The following is a 21,959-nucleotide window of genomic DNA, read 5'->3' as shown; positions in this document are numbered from 1 at the left end:
GGGTGGAGGCCTAGCGATACTGCCGGGGTTCGAAGCCCGCTCCCGCCGTATCGCGTATATCCACCCACCCCCGACCCCTACCTTCCAGGGAGGGGAGAAGGCTGGCTTGCCCTCCGGCCATCGCCCCCCTATCTCCGCACCAAACGCCAGTTAGGGGATTGCAATGACCACGTTCGACGATCGCGAAAAGGCATTCGAGGCGAAGTTCGCGCGCGACGAGGACATGGCCTTCCGCGTCACCGCGCGCCGCAACCGGCTGGTCGGCCAATGGGCCGCCGCGCAGATGAAGCTGACCCCGGAAGAGACCGACGCCTATGCCAAGGCGGTCGTCCAGGCCGATTTCGAGGAAGCCGGCGACGAGGACGTGATCCGCAAGCTGCTCGGCGACCTGCTCGCCGCCGGCATCGAGACCGACGACGCCACGGTGCGCCGCGCGCTCGAGGAGCAGGCGGTCGAGGCGCGCCGCCAACTGATGGGCGAAGTCTGATGCCGATGGCTGCCGCCGAGATCGAGGACCTGATCAAGGCCGGCATCCCCGATGCCCGGGTCGAGATCACCGATCTTGCCGGGGACGGCGATCATTATGCGGCGCGCGTGGTCGCGCCGATGTTCAAGGGCATGCCGCGGGTGCGCCAGCACCAGGCGGTCTATGCCGCGCTCGGCGGGCGCATGGGCGGCGTGCTCCACGCGCTCCAGCTCACCACCGAAGCGCCGCTCGAGGAGTAAGTGAAGTGACCGACGATACCCAGGCGCGCATCAAGGCGCTGGTCGATAGCAACGCGGTGCTGCTGTTCATGAAGGGCAGCCCGCTCTTCCCGCAGTGCGGCTTTTCCAGCCGCGCGGTGGCGATCCTCAACCATCTCGGTGCCGAGTTCGAGAGCGTCGACGTGCTCCAGGACCAGGGCATCCGCCAGGGGATCAAGGAATTCTCCGACTGGCCGACCATCCCGCAGCTCTATGTGAAGGGCGAGTTCGTGGGCGGTTCGGACATCATGATGGAGATGTTCGAGAGCGGCGAGCTGGGCGCGCTGCTGGCCGACAAGGGCGCCGGCGCGGCTTCCGCATAATCTCGGCCTCGCGGTCACTGCTCTCGTCGCCCCTGCGAAGGCGGGGATGAGGGCGCATGGGGCGAGTCGCGCCCTATCTGGCATCAGCTTTCGGGGAACCCCGGGTCGGGTGGGTCGACGCGAGACCGGGGAAAGTAGCGGTCGACCCACCCTGGAATGAAGCGTTGAACGCTTGGGGTGCCTTGTACGCTGCACTCGCCATGCCAGTTTGCGCCAAGCGCAGATTTCTGCGGGCTTCGACAGTTAGCAGCCGTTAACCAGGTATCGCGCCTGTAAGCGATTCCGACAGTTTTTCGTCTCGATAGGGCGAGGTGAAGCCCTTCTCGCGAGCATGGGCGTTGCCGCACGACGTGCTGCTGCCAGCCGGCTTGCAAGAATTCGTTCAGCCAGCGTTCACCCCATTGACTACAGACGTAATCGAAGCGATTACACACGTAGTCATTTCAAAGAGGGAACGATGACCGAACGGATCAGCGACGCCGAGCACGCCGTGATGGAAGTGCTGTGGGAAGAGTCGCCGCTCACGGCCCAGGAAGTGGCCGAGCGCGTGCCGGCCGAGCGCGGCTGGAGCGCCAACACGGTCAAGACCCTGCTCGGGCGCCTGCTCGCCAAGAACATCATCGCGCACCAGGAAGAGGGGCGGCGCTACCTCTATCGTCCGCTGGTCGTGCGCGGCGACTATGTCGCCGGGGAATCGCGTAAGCTGATGGACCGCCTCTTCGGCGGCAGGCTGACGCCGCTGGTCGCGCATCTCGCCGAGCGCGACGAACTCACCGAACAGGACATCGCCGAGATCGAGGCACTGCTGAAGGAGCTCAAGCAATGACCGGCTGGCTGATCGAGACCTTTGTCGCCAGCACGCTGCTGATGCTGCTGGTGCTCGCGATCCGGGCGCCCGTCCGCCGCGCGTTCGGGCCGCAAATGGCCTATGCGCTCTGGGCGCTCCCGGTGATCCGCATGCTGCTGCCCCCGCTGCCGGGCGATTGGCAGCTCACCAGCCTGATCGCGCCCTTCGTCCGCGAGGCGGACGTGCCCGGGATCGTCACCGGCGTGATCAAGCCGGAGGCGCTGCCCGCCGGGATCGACAAGGGCGCGGTGACGATGATCGAGATCGGCACCGGCAGCCACCCCGCCACCGCGGCGCTGGTCGCGCCCACGCATGGCGCGAACGGCCCCAGCCTGCTGATCCTGGGCCTCGGCCTGTGGGCGATCGGCGCGCTGGCCTTTCTCGCCTGGCACCTGATCGCGCATCGCCGCCACTGCGCCCGGCTGCTCAGGGCCGCCCGCGTCGATCGCACCGTGGCGCAGGGCAAGGTGCGCGTGATCGAGACGGACGCGGTGCACGGGCCGCTCGCCTTCGGCGTGCTGCGCAAATATGTCGCCTTTCCGTGCGACTTCACCGAGCGCTATGACGAGCAGGAGCGCGCCCTCGCGCTGGCCCATGAGCTCGGCCACCATGTCCGGGGGGACCTGATCGCGAACTGGGTCGCGCTGCTCGTCCTCGCCATCCACTGGTTCAATCCGGTCGCCTGGAGGGCCTTCCGCGCCTTCCGCGCCGACCAGGAAATGGCCTGCGACGCCCTGGTGCTCGCCGGCCGCGCCCAGGCACTGCGCCATGCCTATGGCCGTGCGATCGTCAAGTCCGCGCATGGGGGTGCGGTCTCGGCGGCATGTCACTTGCACACGATCAACGAAGTCAAAGGGAGGCTCCGCATGCTTTCGAAGACCCACAAGAACACCCCCACCCGCCTCGCCGCCGGGCTGATCGGCACCGGAGCGCTCGGCCTCGCCGCGCTCGGCCTCACTGCCTCGGGGACGCAGGCCGCCGAGCGGATCAAGGCGAAGGTGGAGACCGTCACCGGCGTCAAGCTGGACCAGGACGTGCCGCCGCCGCCGGCCCCGCCGTCGGTCGCCGAGCCCGCGGCGCCGGCCGCCGCGCCGGAGGCGCCGGAGGCGCCGGTCAAGGCCAAGCGCTACAGCTATAGCTACAGCTACAACGACGATGGCGAAGGCAAGGACAAGAAGGACGGCAAGCGCCTCACCAAGATCGTGATGGTGCACGCCGACGGCAGTTCGTCCGAGACGAAGCTGCCCGATCTCGATGCGCTCCGCGCCAGCGTGCCCGAGGTCCGGAACGGCAAATGTTCCGACACGGCGGACGGCAAGCCGGTCGTCGAGAAGTTCGAGCGGGATGGCAAGAAGGTGATGATCGTCTGTTCCAACCGGATCGAGAGGATCACGATCAATGCCGAGCGGGCGGCGATCGACGCCAAGCGGGTGGGCATGCGCAGCGCGATGATGGGCCTGCGCATGGCCCGGCGCTCGATCGAGAGCCAGCAGGATCTCAGCGCCGAGCAGCGTGCCAAGGCGCTGAAGGGCATCGACGACGCGATCGCCGAAGTCGAGAAGAGCGCCGCCGACGACAAGTGACATGGAGGGGAAGGGCGTTCGTCAAAAAGCCCCTTTCACGAACGCCTTTCGACGGGGCCGGCCGATCTCCTTCGCGGCCGGCCCCGTTTCCGTTTTGCGGGCCGGCCTTGCGCCGCGGCGCGGCAAAGGCCATTTCGGGGGCATGGACATCATCGCGGATGCCCCGACCGGCCTGGCCATGGCGCTCGATCCGCTGGTCACGCGGGTGCTGGCGCCCAATCCCTCGCCGTTCACCTATACCGGGACCCAGACCTATCTGGTCGGCACTTCCGTGCTCGCCGTGATCGATCCCGGGCCGGACGATCCCCGCCACCTCGCCGCGCTGCTCGCCGCGATCGGCGGGCGCAGGGTGGCGGCGATCCTCTGCACCCACACGCACCGCGACCACAGCCCCGCCGCCGCGCCGCTCAGGGCGGCGACGGGCGCGCCGATCATCGGCTGCGCCCCGCTCACGCTCGAGGATGCCGGCCCGCGCGCCGACGCCGCGTTCGATACCGGCTATGCGCCCGATCGCGTGCTGGCGGACGGCGAATCGGTCTCGGGCCCGGACTGGACGCTCGTCGCGGTCGCCACGCCGGGCCACACTTCGAATCATCTCTGCTTCGCCTTGCCGGAGAGCGGCGGGCTGTTCTGCGGCGACCACGTCATGGGCTGGTCGACCACCGTGGTCGCGCCGCCGGACGGTGACATGGCCGCCTATATGGCCAGCCTCGACAAGCTGATGGCGCGCGAGGACGACCGCATCTATTTCCCCGCGCATGGCGAGCCGATCGAGAAGCCCCACCGCTTCGTGCGCGGGCTGATCGGGCATCGCAAGCAGCGCGAGGGGCAGATATTGCGGCTGCTCAGGGCCGATGTCGGCGCGGTTCCCGCCATGGTCGAGCGTATGTATGCTGGGCTCGATCCCAGGCTGAGCGGGGCGGCCGGGCGATCGGTGCTCGCGCATCTGATCGACCTGCGCGGCCGTGGGCTCGTCATCGAGGAGGACGGCGTTTGGAAGACGACAGCGTGAAGCAGGGCGGCGGGGGCTGCCTCAAGCTGTTCGGTGTCACTCTCGTGATCGTGCTGGCGGTGGTCCTGACGATGGGCGCCGGCTTCTGGTTCCTGGGCGATACGATCAAGCGGCAGTTCCAGGGCCCGACGCCCGAGACGGTGGCCCAGGCCAGCCTGCAGGGGCTGCGCGAGCAGAACCGCCTGTCGGCCTTCGCGGCCAAATTCGTCGCGGTGGTCACGTCGAAGCAGAGCCAGCTCGGCCTCACCGCGCAGAAGACGATGATCATGCCGGGCAGCGTCCGCTACGAAGTCGATCTGTCGAAGCTGCGCCAGGAGGATGTGACCTGGGACGCGCAGAACAAGCTGCTCACCGTCCGGCTGCCGGCCGTCGAGGCGATGGGCCCGGACGTCGATCTCGACCAGGTTCGCCAATATGACAATGGCGGCATCCTGCTCTCGGTCACCGATGTCGGCGGCAAGCTCGACGATGCCAATCGCAAGGCCGGCCAGCAGGAGCTGCTGCGCCAGGCCCAGTCGGGCCCCTATATGCGCATGGCCCGCGACGCGACCCGGCGCGCGGTGGAGCGCAGCTTCACCATGCCGCTCCGGGCGACGGGCATCGCCGCCGATGTCCAGGTGATCTTCCCCGACGAGGCGAATCGCCCGGCCGAGCGCTGGGACGAATCGCGCAGGCCCGAGGATGTCATCGCCAACAAATGGTGAGCGGCCGCCCGGTTGAGCGGCCGGCGCAAATACGCTACCTTCACGTCATTGCATATTTCAGTTGGGGGACTGAACATGGCGACGCTCGCCGAACCAATGCCGCGCGTCCAGCGCGATCGCTTCTTCCTGATCCTGTCGCTGGCGATGATCGCGGTGATCCTCGCCGGCTTCTCGCTCAACCTGGCCCTGGGCCGGTCGAGCTTCGGGCTGCCACTGATCTATCATGTCCATGCCTTTGTCTTCATGGGCTGGATCCTGATCTATCTGGCGCAGAACCTGCTGATCGCCACCGGGAACGCAGCGATCCATCGCAGGCTCGGCTGGATCGCCCTGGCCTGGGTGCCGGCGATGGTGGCGATGGGGCTGGCGATGACGCTCTACGCGGTGCGCGACCATGGGGGGCCGCCCTTCTTCGCCTTGCCCGAGTTCCTGTTCGGCAACCCCGCCGGCCTGCTCTGCTTCGCCGGGCTGGCCCTTGCCGGGTTCTCGATGCGCGGTCGCTCGGACTGGCATCGCCGGCTGATGCTCTGCTCGATGGCGACGATCACCGGGCCGGGCTTCGGGCGGATCCTGCCGGTGCCCTTCATGATCCCCTGGTCGTGGCTGGTCGCGGCCCTGCTCGCCCCGGCGATCTTCCCGCTGATCGGCATGGCCGTGGACTGGCGGCGCACCGGCCGGGTGCATGCGGCCTGGCTCTGGGGCCTGGGCGCGATGATCGGCACCTTCGCGGTGGGCGAGGCGATCGCCTTCTCGCCGATCGGCGAATCCGTGGCGCGCGCCGTGGTGGCGGGCACGCCGGGGGCCGACCGTGCCTTTGCCGCGCACTTTCCCTGATCGGCCTTGAACCCGTGCGCGCGCCGGGCCATGTGCGGCGCGGGCAAGGGAGTGTGAGGCATGGACGCGCGCAATGGTATCGGCGGAAGCCTGTCGGGACTCGATCTTCGTGCGGAGATCGACCGGCTGCGCAAGGAGCGCAACGCCGTCATCCTCGCCCATTATTATCAGAAGCCCGAGCTGCAGGATCTGGCGGATTTCGTCGGCGACAGCCTGGACCTCAGCCGCAAGGCCGCCGAGACCGATGCGGAAGTGATCGCCTTTTGCGGCGTGCGCTTCATGGCCGAGACCGCCAAGATCCTCTCGCCGGACAAGATCGTGGTGCTGCCCGACATGAACGCCGGGTGCAGCCTGGAGGACAGCTGCCCGCCCGATCAGTTCGCGGCCTTCCGCGCGGCGCATCCGGACCATATCGCGCTGACCTATATCAACTGCTCGACCGAGGTTAAGGCGCTCAGCGACATCATCGTCACTTCGAGCTCGGCCGAGAAGATCCTCGCCCAGATCCCGGAGAGCCAGAAGATCATCTTCGGGCCGGACCGCAACCTGGGCGGCTATCTCAAGCGCAAGGTGGGCCGCGACCTGCTGCTCTGGCCGGGCGTCTGCATCGTGCACGAGGCGTTCAGCGAGACCGAGCTGCTCAAGCTCAAGGCCCAGCATCCCGGCGCGCCGGTGGCGGCGCATCCCGAATGCCCGCCGCACGTGCTCGATCACGCCGATTATGTCGGCTCGACCCGCGGCATCCTGGAATTCTCGCAGACCGTGCCGGGCGATACGCTGATCGTCGCCACCGAGCCGCACATCATCCACCAGATGCAGAAGGCGATGCCGGGCAAGACCTTCATCGGCGCGCCCGGCGCGGACGGCAACTGCAACTGCAATATCTGCCCCTATATGGCGCTCAACACGATGGAGAAGCTCTACCTCGCGCTGCGCGACCTCACGCCGCGCATCGAGATCGAGGAGGGCCTGCGCCTCCAGGCCAAGAAGAGCCTCGACCGGATGCTGGAAATGGCGGCGGGCACGGTGGGCCAGGGCGACCTGGGCGCGATCGGCGGCGATGCGGCGAAGCGGGGTTAGGGTCAAAACCCGATCCAGGCTCCGATTTCTTTCGTCATCCCCGCGCAGGCGGGGATCCAGGGCCAAGGGCAAGGCGCGCGGGGCTCGCGTTGTCGTTTCCGGCAAGCACAGGCGTGATTGCTTCGACTATCCCGTGCTACCCTGGATCCCCGCCTGCGCGGGGATGACAGACGTAGTTTCAACGGCTTGTTGGGGTTCTCAACCTGGTAGACCCGAGCACAAGGCGGGGTGACGGCTGGGAGCTGACATTCACCGCCATGCCGGCTGGATGCCCATCTCTGCCGAATAATAGTTCACATATTGCGCGAGCCGCGGCCGGGCCGCGGTGTTCGGGCTGGCGCCGTGCGGCAGGTCGTGCCGCCAGATGATCAGGTCGCCGGCGCGCGCGGGGATGCGCACCGCCTGGTCGCTCAGATCCACCGTGCGCGGATCGGCGTCGCCCAGCGCCGCCAGCCATTCGGCCAGGCGGTGGTGGAATCCGGGGATCAGCTCGAACGCGCCCTGGTCGGCGGCGGTGTCGGAGAGATAGAGGATGCCCTGGGTCGCGAACGCGATCGGCGGGACGAGGCTGACGTCCCAGTGCAGCCGCGGCGCGGCGAAGCTTTGCGGCGCGCGCAGCGGCGCGTTGAAGCTCATCCGGTCGATGCGCGGCCACAGGTCGCTCGTGCCCCAGAGCTGGGCGAAGGCCTTGTGCACGCGCGGGGCGCGCCGTGCCGCCTCCAATGCGGGGTGCTGGAAGCGCTGGACCATCAGCCCGTTGGTGCGGGGATTGTGCCAGCTCGCCGGATCCGCCGGATCGGCCCCGGCCGCTTCCCAGAGCAGCGCGGCGGCGGCATCGACTTGCCGGGGCGTGATCGCGCCGCGCAGGATCACATAGCCTCGCGCATCCCAATGGGCGAGGTCGGTGGCGTCGAGCACCGCCGGCATCGCGTCGATCCGCGCGAGCCGGGCGGCGACTTGCGGCGGGGGCGGGGCGCCCGCGATCGCGGCATGATAGCGGGCGAGCGTCACCGGGTCGGGCGGGCCGGCCGTCGCCACGATCCAGCGCCGAAAGGCTTCGAAATCGGGCCGCTCGCGGCCCAGGAACTGCAATGTCTGCTCCAGGCCCAGTCCCAGGGTATCGAGCAGCAGCTTGTCCGCCATCCATTCCTCGGGCGGGGAGGGGCGATGCGTGACGCGGCGTTCCCAATAGCCGTGCAGCCGGCGGACTTCGGGCATCGCGGCGGGTTCGATATCGGCCATGGCGCCAGCCTGTATGCCTGCCGCATCCCGGTCAATTCGGGTTCGAACCGATCCCGCGCGGTTCCGCACCCCCTTGCCGTCCGCGCCGACTGTGCCACAAGCGCGCCATGCCACACGTCTTCGCGCTGCCGGGATTCGATCTCGATGCCTTTGTCGCCGCCACGCTCGCGGAGGATCTGGGCGATACGGGCGACATCACGTCCGCCGCGGTGATCCCGGCCGAGGCGGTGTTCGCCGGGGTGATGGACAGCCGCGACGCGATCACCGTTGCCGGCCTGCCCATTGCCGAGGCGTTTTTCCGCGCGCTCGATCCCGCGGTCGAGATCGAGCGGCTGGTCGAGGATGGCGATCCCGTGGCGCCGGGCACCGATCTGATGCGGCTGCGCGGGCGCGCGCGGGCGCTGCTCACCGCCGAGCGTTCGGCTCTCAACACCGTGCAGCATCTGTCCGGCATCGCGACCATGACGCGAAGCTATGTCGATGCGATTGCCGGGACGGGCGCCACGCTGCTCGACACGCGCAAGACGCTGCCCGGCCTGCGCAGGCTGGAGAAATATGCGACCCGCATGGGGGGCGCCACCAACCATCGCATGGGCCTGTGGGACGCCGCGATGATCAAGGACAATCACGTCGCCGTTGCCGGATCGGTGGCCGAGGCGGCGCGGCGTGCCGTCGCCGCGGGGATCGCGCGCATCATCGTCGAGGTCGACCGGATCGACCAGATCGAGCCGGCGCTCGCCGCGGGCGCGACGCATCTGCTGCTCGACAATATGGGGCCGGAGACGCTGCGCGAGGCGGTCTCGCTGGTCGCGGGCCGGGTGCCGACCGAAGCCTCGGGCGGCGTGCGGCTCGACACGATCCGGGCGATCGCCGCGAGCGGCGTGACCTATGTCAGTGTCGGCAGGCTCACCCAGTCGGCGCCCGCCGCCGATATCGGCCTGGATTTCGCGCAGGGATGAGGAGCATGGAGATGCGCAAGCTGATACTCGGTCTCGCCGGCGCGGGCCTTGCGCTGCTGCCCGGCATCGCCTCGGCCCAGGCGCTGATGTGCCGCGTGCCCGGCAAGGTCGAGCGGCCGCGCCCCGACCTGCCCGGCGCGAAGGAGCCGCGGCGGATCATGCCGATCGGCTCCTACACGCTGGCGCTCACCTGGAGCCCGGGCTTCTGCCGTGCCCATGGCGACGAACCGGAGAATCGCTTCCAGTGCCGCCAGGGCACCCGCTTCGGCTTCACCCTGCACGGCCTGTGGCCGGATGGGGAGACGCGGAGCTGGCCGCAATATTGCGCCGACACGCGCATCCTGCCGCCCGCGCAGATCAAGTCGATGCTCTGCGCCACGCCTTCGGCCCAGCTGATCCAGCACGAATGGGCCAAGCACGGCACCTGCACATCGATGTCGCCGGCCGCCTATTTCGGCACGGCGAAGCGGCTCTACGACGCGGTCCGCTATCCGGACATGGACCAATTGTCGCGCGGGGAGCTCACCGTCGGCCGGTTCAAGGCGCGGTTCGCCGAAGCCAATCGCGGCATTCCCGCCAGCGCGATCCGCGTGACGGTGACGCGCGAGGGGTGGCTCGACGAGCTCTGGCTCTGCCTGGACAAGGGAATGCGCTACGAAGCGTGCCGGCCCGGTACCGGCGGCGCGGCGGATGGCAGCGCGCTGAAGATCTGGCGGGGCGGCCGGCGCTGATCATGCAGCCGGAGCCGATCCGCTGGTTTGGCACCCTCTATCTGCTCTGGATCGTCCTGGCGATCGGCGGGGAAGCCTGGTTCGTGTACCTGTTCCTGCTCCGGCCGAATGACTCTCCCGACAACGGTCCGCTGGTTCCCGTCGCGACCTGGATATTGGTGGCGGTGCATCTCGCCCTGAACCTTGCCCTTCGGCACTATGTCGTGGCGCGGCCGCGCCGGATCGCGCGCACCATCTTCATGGCGCTGCTGGCGTTGGGCTTTGCCTTCTGGACGTATAAAACGGGTCAGGGGATATGGGCGCGCCGGACGCTTCCCATGGCCCCGAACATGATCTTTCCGGCGCTATCCTTCGCGGCGCAACTCGGTTTGATCTGGCTGCTCTACCGCCCGGACGCCGAGGCGTGGCTGCGGGGCGAGACCCCGGATCCTTCGGAGGCGCTCGAAAGCACTTTCCGTTAGCGGTGATGGACCGTCGCGGTGCCCGGATGATGCCGGTCGAGATGCCGCTTGATCAGCCTGAGGTTGCGAGTGTTCGATCGGAACAGAAAGTCCGCCGCGTCGCCCACCACCGGCACCAGCCCGATCAGCCAGTCGAAGCCGACATTGCCGACCATGCGCATCATCGTCGTCGCCGGCATCTTCAGGTTGCGCGCCTCCCAGACGATATAGAGGCCGAGCAGCGCGGCGATCAGGTCACCGCCCACGGGCACCAGGCCCAGGATCGCGTCGAGGCCCACCTTTGCCTTGGTGCCGGGAATGGGAACGCTGCGCTCGAGCAGATGCTCCATCATCTCGATCCGCCGGCGCACGTCCGCCGCATGGGTTCCCAGCGGCAGCGCCGCCGCCGCCGCCTTTGCCCCCGAAGCCATCCGCGTCGTTCTCGCCACGTTCACCTCGTCTCGTTGCGCAGGTGGTTCAACGGGTGCCACGCCCGAGCGTTCCCCTGCCAGGCCTGCAGCCGCAAGGCGACGATAGACCATCGGAAGGGCTGGGCGATAGGGATGAAAGCGCCGTCCGCGGTGAGCGCGGCATCGGCCTCCGCGATGCGATGCGCGCGCGCATAGAGGTCCGGCGCGTCGCGACCGGCTTCGATCAGCGTCTGCGCATCGTCCGAGCAGGCCTGGCAGGCCGTGGCGACGAACCAGCGGGCGCTGTCATAGGGAGCGACGGCATCGACGAGGCGCAGGTCCGCCGGCGCATCAAGGGGGGTGCGGACGGGAACGATGCCGATCGCATAGAGCGCCTCGGCCACTCGCGACCAGACCAGGGTGGCGCCCGGGCCCGCCGGCAAGGCGATGCGCAGGGTGACCGGCCCCGGATGCGCGCGCCGCCAGCCGGCGACCGAGGCCCGCGCGCTCTGCCGGCGCTGGTCGAGGTCGAGCGGCGCCCAGGCGGGCTGGGCGGGGGGATTGGCCGAATCGAGCTGCGCCGGCAGCAGGGTCTCGACCGGCGCCCAGTCCGGATGGACCTGGCGGGTCAGCGTGGCGCGGTCGATCGCCATGGCGATCGCGGCGCGATTGGCGGGATCGGCGAGGAACCCGGTGCGCGAGACGATCGCCAGGCCGAACAATCCCAGCGCGTTGTCCAGCCGCACATTGGGCGCGGCGATGCCCGATGCCGTGACCAGCGGCCAGTCGGCGAAGCTGCCGCCCAGCACCAGGTCGGACTGGCCGTCGCGGAACCGCGCGAGCGCCACCGCGGCGCGCTCGCCATGGAAGCGCAGCGTCTCCTGCGGACGCGGGGCGGCGGCATCCTCGGCGGCGTCCGGATCGGGGGCCGGGCGCAGCAGCACGCCGGCACGATGCGGCGTGGCGCGGAACGGCCCGCTGCCGTCGAGCCCCTCGAGCCGGAACACCGCCATTTCGGGCTGGGCGAACAGCTTGAGCAGGTCGGGCCGGGGGCGTTTCAGCCGCACCTCGATCACCTGCGGCGTCATTTCGACGATCTCGTCGATCACCGCGAGGAAAGGCGAGAGCGTATTGCGCGAACGCGGCGCGATCGTGCGGCGCAGCGCGCGCACCACCTGCTCGGCGGTGACCGGCTCGCCATCCGGCCAGGTCGCATCGTCGCGCAGGCGGAAGATGTAGCTGCGGCCGTCGTCGATCACGATCCAGCGCTCGGCCAGGCCCGGCTCGATCTGGCCGGCGGCATCGAACCGCACCAGGCCCTGCGCCGTCGCGCCGAGCAGCACGCGGCGGGCGGGGTCCAGCTCCCCGGCATCGGGATCGGCGAGGGCGCTGCCCGAACCGATCGCGCTGACCACCACCGCGGTATCGTCGCGCCGCTGCCCCGCGCCGCCGTCGCACGCCGCCAGCATGGCGAAGGACAACAGGCAGAAGAGGCGAGGGGACATCAGGAAAATCCGGCTGGGCAGACCGGGTGTATGATCGCCGCGCGCCGCTGCCAACCCCCGCGGTGCTTCCGCGATTTGCTGCAATGCGGGAACCATCTGGGCATGCGGGGCATTTCATTCCCATTCCTTTGAAAGGGGAGTGTGTACCATGCGTATTCTCGGACGGGCCGCGGCTGTCGCCGCCCTGGTATCGCTGGCGGCCGTGCCGGCGCTCGCGGCGTCCCAAACCGACGCCTATGGAACTTCCGCGTCGAAGCTGTCGTTGCGCGCGGCGACCGGATCCAAGCACAAGTCGGACCTTGCCGGCGCGCCGATCATCGCGATCATCGGTGTCGTCGCGATCGTGGCGGGCGGCGTGATCATCGCCACCCAGGACGACAAGCCCGACAGCCCGTAGGCATCGGCGTCGGTGCCGGTGGGGCCCGAGGCGGATAAGACCAGGCACCAGTTCCGCTGGGACAAGTACCCCAACCGCCATCCCCGCGAAGGCGGGGGTGACGGCTATTGGGGCACCCCTTGTCTCAGGGGGCAAGCGCCAAAAGGCTAGCCGTGATCGGCCGTGGCCGTTTCAATCTCGGGCACGCCGTCGCACTCCAGGCGGATCTGGCCCCGATCCGGTCGTGACAGCCGGATCGGTCCGCCGCGCTCTTCCAGGCGCCGGCGCAGCAGGATGAGGCGAGTCTCCAGATTGTCCTTGAACTCGGGCAATCGAAGCGACGGGTCGCGCCGAACCTCCCGATTGGTGAAATCGGTGCGGCCGGTCCTGAGATAGCAGGACAGGAAATGCAGCAGCAGCCGCCCCGGCAGCCCGCGGATGACATAGCCGCCATCCACGAAGATGCTGCCGTCGAAAGGAAAATAGCGGATCGCGATCCGCCGTTCCGTCGTGGCCGCCGGCCGATGCGCCGCTGACGGCGACGCCCGGCCTTCCGGGCGATCCCGCTCCGTCAGCAACAGGTTCGTCGCGAGCTGGCTGGCGACGAGCGACAGTGCCTCCTCATCGGCATGGCTGAACGCGAACGCCCGTTCGGATTCGACGAACAACACGCCAACCAGCCTTGCCCGGCTCGACAGCGGGACCGCGAGCTGGCTGCGTGCCTGGGGCAGCGAGGGAAGCGGGATCTCCTCCAGCCCGTTGCGCATGGCTTCGGCCTGCACCGCCAGGGCGTAGCGCTCGCCGCGGCGCATGTCGCAGATCCGCAAGGGCCGGCGCAGCGCCGCGACAACTCCGATCGTGCCCATGCCGAGCGGGATCTCGGAGCCGATGCCGAACGCCGGATAGCCGCGGCTCGCGATCGTGCTCAGCTTCCCGCCTTCTTCGTCCGGCACCAGGACGACCGCGTTGGCGAAGCCGAACCGCGCCTCCATGCCTTCGAGCGCGCAATCGAGCATCGCCTCGGCATCGCTCTGCTCGGCGATGGCCGCGCAGAGCCGGGCCGCCGCGTGCAGGTGATCCCGCCGCGTTTCCGGCTCGGCCGCCGGGGCGAGGGGCGCGGCCGGCACGACCGGCCGGCACTCGTGCACTTCATATATCTCGAGGCTGCGCAGCTTCATGACATCGGCCATGCCCTGGGAAAGGCTCATCACCGCCAGGTGGGACGCGGCCCCCTCGAAGAACTCGCCCTCGGTGGTCGAGCGCAGGAAGCGCAGGTCGAGGATATGCTGCCGTCCCGTCCGCCCGTCGACCACCATCAGCGTCGCCACGCCCCGATCGCGGACATTGGCCGCGGTCTTGGAGAAGAACTGGTTCGACAGGGCGACATGCCGCTCGTCGATATAATGGACATGCGAGAGATAGGAGATGTTCGGCATGCCGTCCGCGCCGGTGGTCGCGATCACCGAGGGAATCACGCCCTCGAAACTGTCCCGGATATCGCTGAGGCGGGTGTTCATATCGGTGCCTGCCCCAGGCGCTGCCCGGCACCCGGGCCCGGCGTCTGCGCATACAGGTCGGTGGGCAGGAAGCTGACCCTGACCAGGTCCCTGTCGGTCAGCGTATGCGAGAGCTGCCGGGTCGTGACGCCCAGTTCCGCCATGACTTCCAGCATGCGCGCGACATAGGCGGTGGCGCGTTGCTGCTCCTCTCCGGAAGCCGGGGCGGCGGACCCGATGATGCCCTTGATCTGGAAGGCGCGATAGTCGCTCGGCCGAACCACGGTGACGGCGATGCGAGCGCCGGTCGCGACATTGCCGCCGACATCGGGCCATTGGCTGCCGGAGAACAGGACATGGATATGTCCATTGCGCCGGTCGAAACGGATGCTCGATCCGCGGGCGATGCCGGCGCGGTCCGCGCCGTCGCAGGTCGACAGCAGTATCATGACCGGGCCTTCGAGGAACGCGGCGATGTCGGTGCCTATCATCGACTTCTCCATGACATCTTCGCCCAGATAGCAAATTTTTAGGAAGAGGGGGCGTTGCTTAGGAAGCTTTTAGGGAGAGGCCCCCGCGCGCCGTCCCTACAGGCCGCTCCAGTAGCAACAAATCATGGAGCGTTTAGTGACTCAGGCAAATGATCATGCCGATATCATCGACCTTGGCGGCCGGTATGATTTCTACGGTCCAATTCACAAGGGCCTTCGCAAGGCTCAATGCGACCTGCTCGTCCGGCTGGGCCGTGCCGATTTCGGCGACGACCGGGTGACGGCCGAGCTGCTGGCGGACATGCGCGAGTTGCTGGTGCTCGCCGCCGCGCATATCGAGCATGAGAACCGGCACGTCCATGATGCGCTGCGTTCGCACGTTGCCGATTGCGTCGCGCGCCTCGACCGTCAGCATGACGACCACCAGGCCATGTTCGCCGAAATCGAGCGGGGCATCGCGAAGGTCGAGGCGGCGGAGGCGGCGGCGCGCCCGGCCCTGGGCCGTCGCCTCTATCTCGCCTTCTCCGGCTATGTGGCGCGCGATCTGGCGCACATGCTCGAGGAAGAGACCGTGGCGGCGCCGCGGCTCTGGTCGCAATTCTCCGATGCCGAGCTGCTCGCGATCGAGGGCCGCATCGTCGGCTCGCTGTCGCCGGAGAAGGCGATGGCTTTCATGCGCCTGATGGCCCCCGCCGCCAATCCGGCGGAGCGCGCCGCGATGCTGGCCGGCATGCGGCAGCAGGCGCCCCGCGAGGCATTCGACGCGGTGATCGAGTTCGCCGTGCGGCCGAATCTGTCGCAGGCGGAATTCGCCGAGCTTGCGGTCCGGCTCGGCCTGGTGGCGGCTTCATAGGGAGCGGCCGGCCGGCCCAGGCGGATAAAGGCCATCGTCCGCGTTCCGGACGGCTGGCTGGTGCGGACGGCGGGACTCGAACCCGCACGCCCCTGAGGGCAGAAGATTTTAAGTCTCCGGCGTCTACCGGTTCCGCCACGTCCGCACGCGTCCACGCAAGCGCATGGAATCGCCAGCGTCAAGCGGTGCGCATCGCTCAGACGTTGAGCTTGATGCGCATTTCCTTGCCGGGCTTGAAATAGGGGACGCGCTTGGCATCCACCTCGACCGTCTCGCCGGTACGCGGGTTGCGGCCGACGCGCGCGTCGCGCGCACGGGTGGAGAAAGCGCCGAAGCCGCGCAACTCCACGCGGCCATCTTGCTGGAGCCGGCCGACGATCTCGTCGAAGAAGACCGACACGATCTTCTCGACCTCACGGACCGAAAGGCCCGGATTGTCCTGCACCAGCAACTGAACCAGTTCCGAGCGGATCATCCGCAACCCTCCCTTTGCGCACACGGATCTGCGGTCCTCCGCGCGAACGCCAAATCCCTGACGGGCTCTCTAACCCTGTTCACCAACCTGCATCAACCCGCAGATGGCTATTAACCCATGATATCCGGGAATAAACGAAACGGGGAGCGGTTTTGCCGCTCCCCGTCGAACTTCTTAGTTCTTTTCGTTGCGGGCCTTGAGGGCCTCGCCCAGGATGTCGCCCAGCGACGCGCCCGAATCGGACGAGCCATACTGCGCCACCGCCTGCTTCTCCTCGGCGATCTGCATCGCCTTGACCGAGAAGGTGGGCTTCTTCGAACGATCGAAGCCGGTGACCATCGCATCGAGCTTCTGGCCGACCTGGAAACGCTCCGGACGCTGCTCGTCGCGGTCGCGGCCGAGATCGGTGCGCTTGATGAAGCCGGTCGCGCCGTCCTCGCCGACCTGCACTTCGAGGCCCGCGTCGCGGACTTCGAGGATGGTCACGGTGACGACCTGGTTCTTGTTCAGGCGATCGGCCGAGGCGGTCGAGCCCGCGGCGGCGACGCCGCCACGCTCGAGCTGCTTCATGCCGAGCGAGATGCGCTCCTTGTCCGGCTCGACGGCGAGAACGATGGCCTTAACCACCTCGCCCTTGCGGTGCAGGTTGAGCGCGTCCTCGCCCGAGATGCCCCAGGCGATGTCCGACATGTGGACCATGCCGTCGACGTCGTTGTCCAGGCCGATGAACAGGCCGAACTCGGTGGCGTTCTTGACTTCGCCCTCGACTTCGGTGCCGACCGGGTGCTCGGCCGCGAACTTCTCCCACGGATTCTGCTGGGCCTGCTTGAGGCCAAGCGAGATGCGGCGCTTCTCGGCGTCCACCTCGAGCACCACGACTTCGACTTCCTGCGAGGTCGAGACGATCTTGCCCGGGTGCACGTTCTTCTTGGTCCAGCTCATTTCCGAGACGTGGACCAGGCCCTCGATGCCCGGCTCGAGCTCGACGAACGCACCATATTCGGTGATGTTGGTCACGCGGCCCGACAGCTTCGCGCCGACCGGATACTTGACGCCGGCGCCATCCCACGGATCGCTCTCGAGCTGCTTCATGCCGAGCGAGATGCGCTGGGTGTCGCGGTTGATGCGGATGATCTGGACACGGACCGTGTCGCCGATGTTGAGCATCTCGGACGGGTGGTTGACGCGCTTGTAGCTCAGGTCGGTGACGTGCAGCAGGCCGTCGATGCCGCCCAGGTCGACGAACGCACCATAGTCGGTGATGTTCTTGACGACGCCGTCGATGATCTGGCCCTCGGCCAGGCTCTGGATGAGGCCCGAACGCTGCTCGGCGCGAGTCTCTTCGAGCACGGCGCGGCGCGACACGACGATGTTGCCGCGCTTGCGGTCCATCTTGAGGATCTGGAAGGGCTGCGGAATGTCCATCAGCGGGGTGACGTCGCGCACCGGGCGGATGTCGACCTGCGAGCCGGGGAGGAAGGCCACCGCGCCCGAGAGGTCGACGGTGAAGCCGCCCTTGACGCGGCCGAAGATGACGCCCTCGACGCGGGCCGACTTGGCGAACTCGGCTTCCAGCTTGTCCCAGGCGGCTTCGCGGCGGGCGCGGTCGCGGCTGAGCATCGCTTCGCCATTGGCGTTCTCGACGCGGTCGACATAGACTTCGACTTCGTCACCAACCTTCAGGTCGGCCTTCTGGCCCGGCGCGGCGAACTCGCGCAGCGGCACGCGGCCTTCCGACTTGAGGCCGACGTCGATGACCGCGAGGTCGTTCTCGATGCCGGTGACGGTGCCGATCACGACGCGGCCTTCGAAGCCGTCAGCCTGACCGAGGGTCTGCTCGAGAAGCGCCGCGAAATCGTCGCGGCTCGGATTTGCCGTAGTGGCCATAAGGATTTCAGTTCCTAATCATGTTGTTTCCGGCCAGTCGGTTGGATCCGACGGTCTTTGGGCCAGACTCGCCGCGGCGGCCGGTCGCCGGTCGCGGCATCCGTCGTGCGGGCGCAGGCGAAGGAAAGACAAGACGCCGATCAAAGCGAAAAGGGCGCGTGAGAGTCATCCCTCCGCGCCTTCCTCCGCGAACACCCGTCCGCCGGACGCGCGCGCTCTAGCCGAATCCGCCCATATCCGCAAGCATTGCAGAGAGGCGCGCGGGATGCGACGTGCGGGGCCTGAGACTAGGTCGCGAGGAATGAAGATGGAATATGACAAGCAGCGCTTCGAGAATGCCGAGGTCGTGCTCGACGGCAACGTCTTTCGCAACTGCAGCTTCAACGAAGTGATTCTCGTCTATTCGGGCGGGCCGGTGGAGATGGCCGATTGCAGCATCGAGCGCTTCTCGATGAAGTTCGGCGGCGATCTCGCCCAGGGGCTGTTCACGCTCTACCAGCTGTTCGGCACCGAGGGCATGCTGCAGATCATCCGCGGCTTCACCCAGCCGACGGAGGGCGAGATCCAGCTCGAAGTCTAGGACGGATCGGCATTCAGGCTAAGGGGCGTGGCGTGGCGGGCCGGAGCGCTTCGAACCAACCTCCATCGTCACCCTGAACTTGTTTGGCGTCTATCCCCCTGGGACAGGGCGTGCCCGATGGCCGTCATCCCCGCCTGCGCGGGGATGACGGAATAGGGTGCACTTGTCTTTACGGGATAGGCGCCAACTTGTTTCAGGGCCCAACGTGCCGCCGGCGATATCGCGGGTGGAGAATTGGATGCTGAAACAAGCTCAGCATGACGGAGGGGACAGGCTTCGACATGCAGCTTCCGTCCCTCGCCGCCGGGAACGGAAGGGGCGGAGCTGAATATCGACTGGCCCCAGGGCGCCGCGTCAGCCGGAAGCGTGGATCGGGTTCGTCTTGCTCTCGACGATCGCGATCGCGCGCTGCACGGCGGCGTCGATCGAGAGGAAGCTCGTGTCGAGCAGCGCTGCGTCGCTGGCCTGGGTCATCGGCGCCTCGGTTCGCTTGGAGTCGCGCTCGTCGCGGGCCCGGATGTCCGCCAGCACCTTGTCGAGGCTGGTGAGCACGCCGTGCTTGCGCAGCTCCAGGTGGCGGCGCTGGGCGCGGATCATCGGCGTCGCCTTGACGAAGAGCTTCACGTCCGCATCGGGCGCGATGACCGTGCCGATATCGCGCCCGTCGAGCACCGCGCCGCCGGGCTGGCGCGCGAACTTCTTCTGGCGATTCAACAGGGCGGCGCGCACCAGCGGATGGGCGGACACGACAGACGCGGCCTTGCCCACCTCGTCGGAGCGCAGCCAGGGATCGTCGAGCAGATAATCCTCGAAACTGCAGGCGGAGACCGCATCGGCTTCCCTGGCCGGATCCAGCTCCTCGCGCAGGACCGTGGCGGCGACGGCGCGATAGAGCAGGCCGGTATCGAGATGCGGCAACCCGTAATGCTGCGCCAGGGCGCGCGCGATGGTGCCCTTACCCGAGGCTGCCGGTCCGTCGACTGCGATGATCATATGTCCGAGCGTTCGCGGCACATGGGCGCGCCGTCAAGCGATTCGGATGCAAATCCGCGTTCAGGCGGCGTCGTGGCGTGCCATCCACGCGCGCAGCAGGGCGAGATAGGCTTCAGGCCGGTCGGACAGGATCGAGTGCGCCGATCCCATCACTTCCCTGAACGTCGCGCCGGGCACGCGCGCGGCGAACTTCGCCACCGTCTCCGGCCGCGCCTCGTCATATTCGCCGCAGACGAACAAGGTGCGCGGGCCGTCGAGCTTCGCGAGCAGGGGCTCGCCGTCATAGTTGCGCAGCGTGCCGGTCGAGACGAACTCGGCCTTGCCCCACATGCGCTGGTAGAGCGTGTCGCCGGCATCGCGCGGCGCCCGGGCGCGATAGGCGGCGATGCCGTCGGCGCGCTGCGAGCGGATGACGTGGCGGCGATAGAAGTCCCAGGTCGCCGCCTCGCAGGCCTGGGCCGGCGGCGGCGCGGCGGTGTCGCATTTCTCCAGCGTGGCGCGCGCCTCGGCGGGCATCCGGGAACGCAGGAGATCGGCGTCGGCGATCCAGCTCCTGGTGGACACCAGCGGCGACTGGACGATCAGGCTCGCCGTGCCCGGACGGCGGCGCGCGCCATATTCGATCGCCAGCGTGCCGCCCCAGCTGCCGCCGCCGACATGCCAGCGCGCGATGCCGAGCGCGTCGCGAATCCGGTCGATCTCGTCGACGAAGCGCTCGACCCGCCAGTTCTTCGGATCGAGCGGCGCGTCCGAGCGGCCGCTGTCGAGCTGGTCCCACAGGATCACCGCGCGCTCGCTCGCCAGGGCAGTGAGGGGAAGTAGCCCCGAATGATCGCCGCCGGGGCCGCCATGCGCATAGATCAGCGGCGGGCGCGGGCCCTTGAGGTTGCCGTTCACCCGCACATAGACGCTGCCGCCCTCGACCGGGACCATCAGCTCCCGGTCGGGCTTGAACAGGATCTCGTCGCGCGGCCCGGCCCAGGCGGGGAGGGCCAGGGTGCCGGCGGCCATCCCGCCCAGAAAGGCGCGACGGCCGAGCCTCATGCGACGAGGCTGTCGAGCACGTCGAAAAAACCGGGATAGCTGGTCTGCACCGGCGCGACATCGTCGATCGCGATGGGCGCGGCGGCGGCGAGGCCGGCGACCGCCATGCTCATCGCGATACGGTGGTCGAGTTTGGTGAACGCGCCGCCGCCGCCCGGGATCGGCGCGCCGCCAGTGCCGGTGATGGCAAGGCCGTCCTCGAACTCCTCGAGGACGACGCCATTGGCTTCGAGCGCCGCGCGCATCGTCGCGATCCGGTCCGATTCCTTGACGCGCAGCTCGTGCGCGCCGCGCGCGACCGTCCGCCCCTCGGCGACCGCGGCGGCGACGAACAGGATCGGATATTCGTCGATCATGCTGGGCGCGAGCTCGGGCGGCACTTCGATCGCCTTTAGCGGGGCATGGCGCACGCGCAGATCGGCGACCGGCTCGCCGCCCACCTCGCGCGGGTCCAGCGCCTCGATCGATGCCCCCATCATCCGCAATGCCTGGATCAGGCCGGTGCGGGTCGGGTTCATGCAGACATTGGCGATGGTGATGTCCGATCCCGGCACGATCGACGCGGCGACCATCCAGAAGCCGGCCGAGGAGGGGTCGCCGGGCACGACGATGTGCTGGGGCTTCAGTTCCGCCTCGCCGCGGATCGAGATGATCTTGCCCTCGGGGCCGTCCTCCACGGTCAGCTCGGCGCCGAAGCCGCGCAGCATGCGCTCGCTATGGTCGCGAGTCGGCACCGGCTCGATCACCCGGGTGATGCCGGGCGTGTTGAGCCCGGCGAGCAGCACCGCCGACTTCACCTGCGCCGAGGCCACCGGCAGCGTGTAGGTGATCGGCACGGCGGGATTGATGCCCCGCAGCATCAAGGGGAGCCGTCCGCCCGGGCTCGCGGTGATCTCCGCGCCCATCTGGCCGAGCGGCTCGATCGCGCGGCCCATCGGGCGGCTGGAGAGCGAGGCGTCGCCGGTGAAGGTCACCGTGATCCGATGGCTGGCGACCAGGCCCATCAGCAGCCGGGTCGAAGTGCCCGAATTGCCCATGTCGAGCGCAGTCTCGGGCTGGAGCAGCCCGCCGACGCCGACGCCGCTCACGGTCCATGCGCCATCGTCGCCGCGCGTGATCGTCGCGCCCATCGCGCGCATCGCGGCGGCGGTGGCGAGCACGTCCTCGCCCTCGAGCAGCCCCTCGATCCGGCTTTCGCCGACGGCGAGCGCCGAGAACATCAGCGAGCGATGGCTGATCGACTTGTCGCCGGGGACAGTGACACGGCCCTTCAGGGGACCACGGGCGGAGACGCCGAGCGGGCGGGGAGGAGAGGCGGACATGACGCGCGGCTTTGACAGCGCCCTTGCG

Annotated in this window: 25 protein-coding genes and 1 tRNA gene; 15 read left to right on the top strand and 11 right to left on the bottom strand. The window is 68.4% G+C overall.

All coding sequences use genetic code 11. From position 1 onward, the window contains the following. Positions 1-163 precede the first annotated feature (163 nt). The 9 genes from OMP43_RS20775 (at position 164) to nadA (ending at position 7,127) form a co-directional block, all read left to right on the top strand. Complete coding sequence (locus OMP43_RS20775; protein ID WP_086128721.1) at positions 164-487, top strand: DUF1476 domain-containing protein; 324 nt, start codon at positions 164-166, stop codon at positions 485-487. Then, on the top strand, positions 487-726 hold the full coding sequence (locus OMP43_RS20770) for a BolA family transcriptional regulator (RefSeq protein WP_086128722.1): 240 nt from the start codon (positions 487-489) through the stop codon (positions 724-726). The genes OMP43_RS20775 and OMP43_RS20770 overlap by 1 nt, the downstream gene beginning before the upstream one ends. 5 nt (positions 727-731) lie before the next feature. Then, positions 732-1,067, top strand: a complete 336-nt coding sequence (gene grxD, locus OMP43_RS20765; protein ID WP_280281458.1) for a Grx4 family monothiol glutaredoxin — start codon at positions 732-734, stop codon at positions 1,065-1,067. Between the two features lie 457 nt (positions 1,068-1,524). Then, positions 1,525-1,893, top strand: coding sequence for a BlaI/MecI/CopY family transcriptional regulator (locus OMP43_RS20760; RefSeq protein ID WP_280281457.1), 369 nt, complete (start codon positions 1,525-1,527; stop codon positions 1,891-1,893). Next, positions 1,890-3,497, top strand: coding sequence for a M56 family metallopeptidase (locus tag OMP43_RS20755; protein WP_280281456.1), 1,608 nt, complete (start codon positions 1,890-1,892; stop codon positions 3,495-3,497). Before OMP43_RS20760 ends, OMP43_RS20755 begins: the two co-directional genes overlap by 4 nt. 142 nt (positions 3,498-3,639) lie before the next feature. Next, positions 3,640-4,509 (top strand): MBL fold metallo-hydrolase, encoded by an 870-nt coding sequence (locus OMP43_RS20750; RefSeq protein WP_280281455.1) that lies wholly within the window; start codon positions 3,640-3,642, stop codon positions 4,507-4,509. Beyond that, positions 4,491-5,213, top strand: coding sequence for a DUF4230 domain-containing protein (locus tag OMP43_RS20745; protein WP_280281454.1), 723 nt, complete (start codon positions 4,491-4,493; stop codon positions 5,211-5,213). The genes OMP43_RS20750 and OMP43_RS20745 overlap by 19 nt, the downstream gene beginning before the upstream one ends. A gap of 75 nt (positions 5,214-5,288) precedes the next feature. Next, on the top strand, positions 5,289-6,047 hold the full coding sequence (locus tag OMP43_RS20740; RefSeq protein ID WP_280281453.1) for a hypothetical protein: 759 nt from the start codon (positions 5,289-5,291) through the stop codon (positions 6,045-6,047). A gap of 60 nt (positions 6,048-6,107) precedes the next feature. Next, positions 6,108-7,127 (top strand): quinolinate synthase NadA, encoded by a 1,020-nt coding sequence (gene nadA, locus OMP43_RS20735; protein ID WP_280281452.1) that lies wholly within the window; start codon positions 6,108-6,110, stop codon positions 7,125-7,127. A 249-nt stretch (positions 7,128-7,376) separates the two neighbouring features. Here the strand turns inward: nadA and OMP43_RS20730 are convergent, their stop codons facing one another. Then, on the bottom strand, positions 7,377-8,369 hold the full coding sequence (locus OMP43_RS20730; protein ID WP_280281451.1) for a phytanoyl-CoA dioxygenase family protein: 993 nt from the start codon (positions 8,367-8,369) through the stop codon (positions 7,377-7,379). A 107-nt stretch (positions 8,370-8,476) separates the two neighbouring features. On the opposite strand from OMP43_RS20730, the gene nadC reads away from it, so the two are divergent. From nadC to OMP43_RS20715, 3 genes are read left to right on the top strand one after another with little or no spacing between them, the layout of a single operon-like run. Continuing rightward, on the top strand, positions 8,477-9,328 hold the full coding sequence (nadC, locus tag OMP43_RS20725) for a carboxylating nicotinate-nucleotide diphosphorylase (RefSeq protein ID WP_280281450.1): 852 nt from the start codon (positions 8,477-8,479) through the stop codon (positions 9,326-9,328). 11 nt (positions 9,329-9,339) lie between these two features. Beyond that, entirely contained in the window at positions 9,340-10,059 is a 720-nt protein-coding gene (locus tag OMP43_RS20720) for a ribonuclease T2 (RefSeq protein ID WP_280281449.1), read from the top strand. 2 nt (positions 10,060-10,061) lie between these two features. Further along, entirely contained in the window at positions 10,062-10,520 is a 459-nt protein-coding gene (locus OMP43_RS20715; protein WP_280281448.1) for a hypothetical protein, read from the top strand. Here the strand turns inward: OMP43_RS20715 and OMP43_RS20710 are convergent. Together OMP43_RS20710 and OMP43_RS20705 are read right to left on the bottom strand one after the other, a co-directional pair. Next, entirely contained in the window at positions 10,517-10,930 is a 414-nt protein-coding gene (locus tag OMP43_RS20710) for a DUF4112 domain-containing protein (protein ID WP_280281459.1), read from the bottom strand. The genes OMP43_RS20715 and OMP43_RS20710 overlap by 4 nt on opposite strands. Positions 10,931-10,950: 20 nt before the next feature. Beyond that, a complete protein-coding gene (locus OMP43_RS20705) occupies positions 10,951-12,414 on the bottom strand; it encodes an ABC transporter substrate-binding protein (RefSeq protein WP_280281447.1) in 1,464 nt (487 codons plus the stop codon). A 148-nt stretch (positions 12,415-12,562) separates the two neighbouring features. Here OMP43_RS20705 and OMP43_RS20700 point away from each other — a divergent pair, with 148 nt between their 5' ends. Next, complete coding sequence (locus OMP43_RS20700; protein ID WP_280281446.1) at positions 12,563-12,811, top strand: hypothetical protein; 249 nt, start codon at positions 12,563-12,565, stop codon at positions 12,809-12,811. Positions 12,812-12,957: 146 nt separating this feature from the next. On the opposite strand, the gene OMP43_RS20695 is transcribed toward OMP43_RS20700, so the two are convergent. Together OMP43_RS20695 and OMP43_RS20690 are read right to left on the bottom strand one after the other, a co-directional pair. Then, entirely contained in the window at positions 12,958-14,307 is a 1,350-nt protein-coding gene (locus OMP43_RS20695; protein ID WP_280281445.1) for a GAF domain-containing protein, read from the bottom strand. Beyond that, entirely contained in the window at positions 14,304-14,777 is a 474-nt protein-coding gene (locus OMP43_RS20690; protein ID WP_280281444.1) for a hypothetical protein, read from the bottom strand. Before OMP43_RS20690 ends, OMP43_RS20695 begins: the two co-directional genes overlap by 4 nt. Before the next feature lie 136 nt (positions 14,778-14,913). Here OMP43_RS20690 and OMP43_RS20685 point away from each other — a divergent pair, with 136 nt between their 5' ends. Continuing rightward, positions 14,914-15,630, top strand: a complete 717-nt coding sequence (locus tag OMP43_RS20685; RefSeq protein ID WP_280281443.1) for a hypothetical protein — start codon at positions 14,914-14,916, stop codon at positions 15,628-15,630. Positions 15,631-15,688: 58 nt separating this feature from the next. Here OMP43_RS20685 and OMP43_RS20680 read toward each other — a convergent pair. The 3 genes from OMP43_RS20680 to rpsA form a co-directional block, all read right to left on the bottom strand. Beyond that, a tRNA-Leu gene (locus tag OMP43_RS20680) sits at positions 15,689-15,775 on the bottom strand. A 51-nt stretch (positions 15,776-15,826) separates the two neighbouring features. Then, complete coding sequence (locus tag OMP43_RS20675; RefSeq protein ID WP_137861523.1) at positions 15,827-16,105, bottom strand: integration host factor subunit beta; 279 nt, start codon at positions 16,103-16,105, stop codon at positions 15,827-15,829. A gap of 174 nt (positions 16,106-16,279) precedes the next feature. Then, positions 16,280-17,992, bottom strand: a complete 1,713-nt coding sequence (gene rpsA, locus OMP43_RS20670; protein WP_280281442.1) for a 30S ribosomal protein S1 — start codon at positions 17,990-17,992, stop codon at positions 16,280-16,282. Positions 17,993-18,299: 307 nt separating this feature from the next. On the opposite strand from rpsA, the gene OMP43_RS20665 reads away from it, so the two are divergent. Then, positions 18,300-18,572, top strand: coding sequence for a hypothetical protein (locus tag OMP43_RS20665; protein WP_280281441.1), 273 nt, complete (start codon positions 18,300-18,302; stop codon positions 18,570-18,572). A 354-nt stretch (positions 18,573-18,926) separates the two neighbouring features. Here OMP43_RS20665 and cmk read toward each other — a convergent pair whose 3' ends face one another. Genes cmk through aroA form a run of 3 tightly spaced genes read right to left on the bottom strand, consistent with a single transcriptional unit; the run spans position 18,927 to position 21,931 of the window. Beyond that, positions 18,927-19,565 carry a (d)CMP kinase gene (cmk, locus tag OMP43_RS20660; RefSeq protein WP_280281440.1) on the bottom strand — a complete coding sequence of 213 codons (639 nt, stop codon included), beginning with the start codon at positions 19,563-19,565 and terminating at the stop codon, positions 18,927-18,929. Positions 19,566-19,625: 60 nt separating this feature from the next. After that, complete coding sequence (locus OMP43_RS20655; protein ID WP_280281439.1) at positions 19,626-20,609, bottom strand: proline iminopeptidase-family hydrolase; 984 nt, start codon at positions 20,607-20,609, stop codon at positions 19,626-19,628. Further along, positions 20,606-21,931 carry a 3-phosphoshikimate 1-carboxyvinyltransferase gene (aroA, locus tag OMP43_RS20650; protein ID WP_280281438.1) on the bottom strand — a complete coding sequence of 442 codons (1,326 nt, stop codon included), beginning with the start codon at positions 21,929-21,931 and terminating at the stop codon, positions 20,606-20,608. The genes OMP43_RS20655 and aroA overlap by 4 nt, the downstream gene beginning before the upstream one ends. Between the last annotated feature and the right edge of the window lie 28 nt (positions 21,932-21,959).

The sequence above is a fragment of the Sphingomonas sp. CBMAI 2297 genome, assembly GCF_029870595.1.
Taxonomy (GTDB): domain Bacteria; phylum Pseudomonadota; class Alphaproteobacteria; order Sphingomonadales; family Sphingomonadaceae; genus Sphingomonas.
Note: the sequence above shows the minus strand (reverse complement) of the source record. Positions and strands in the feature narration are given on the sequence as shown.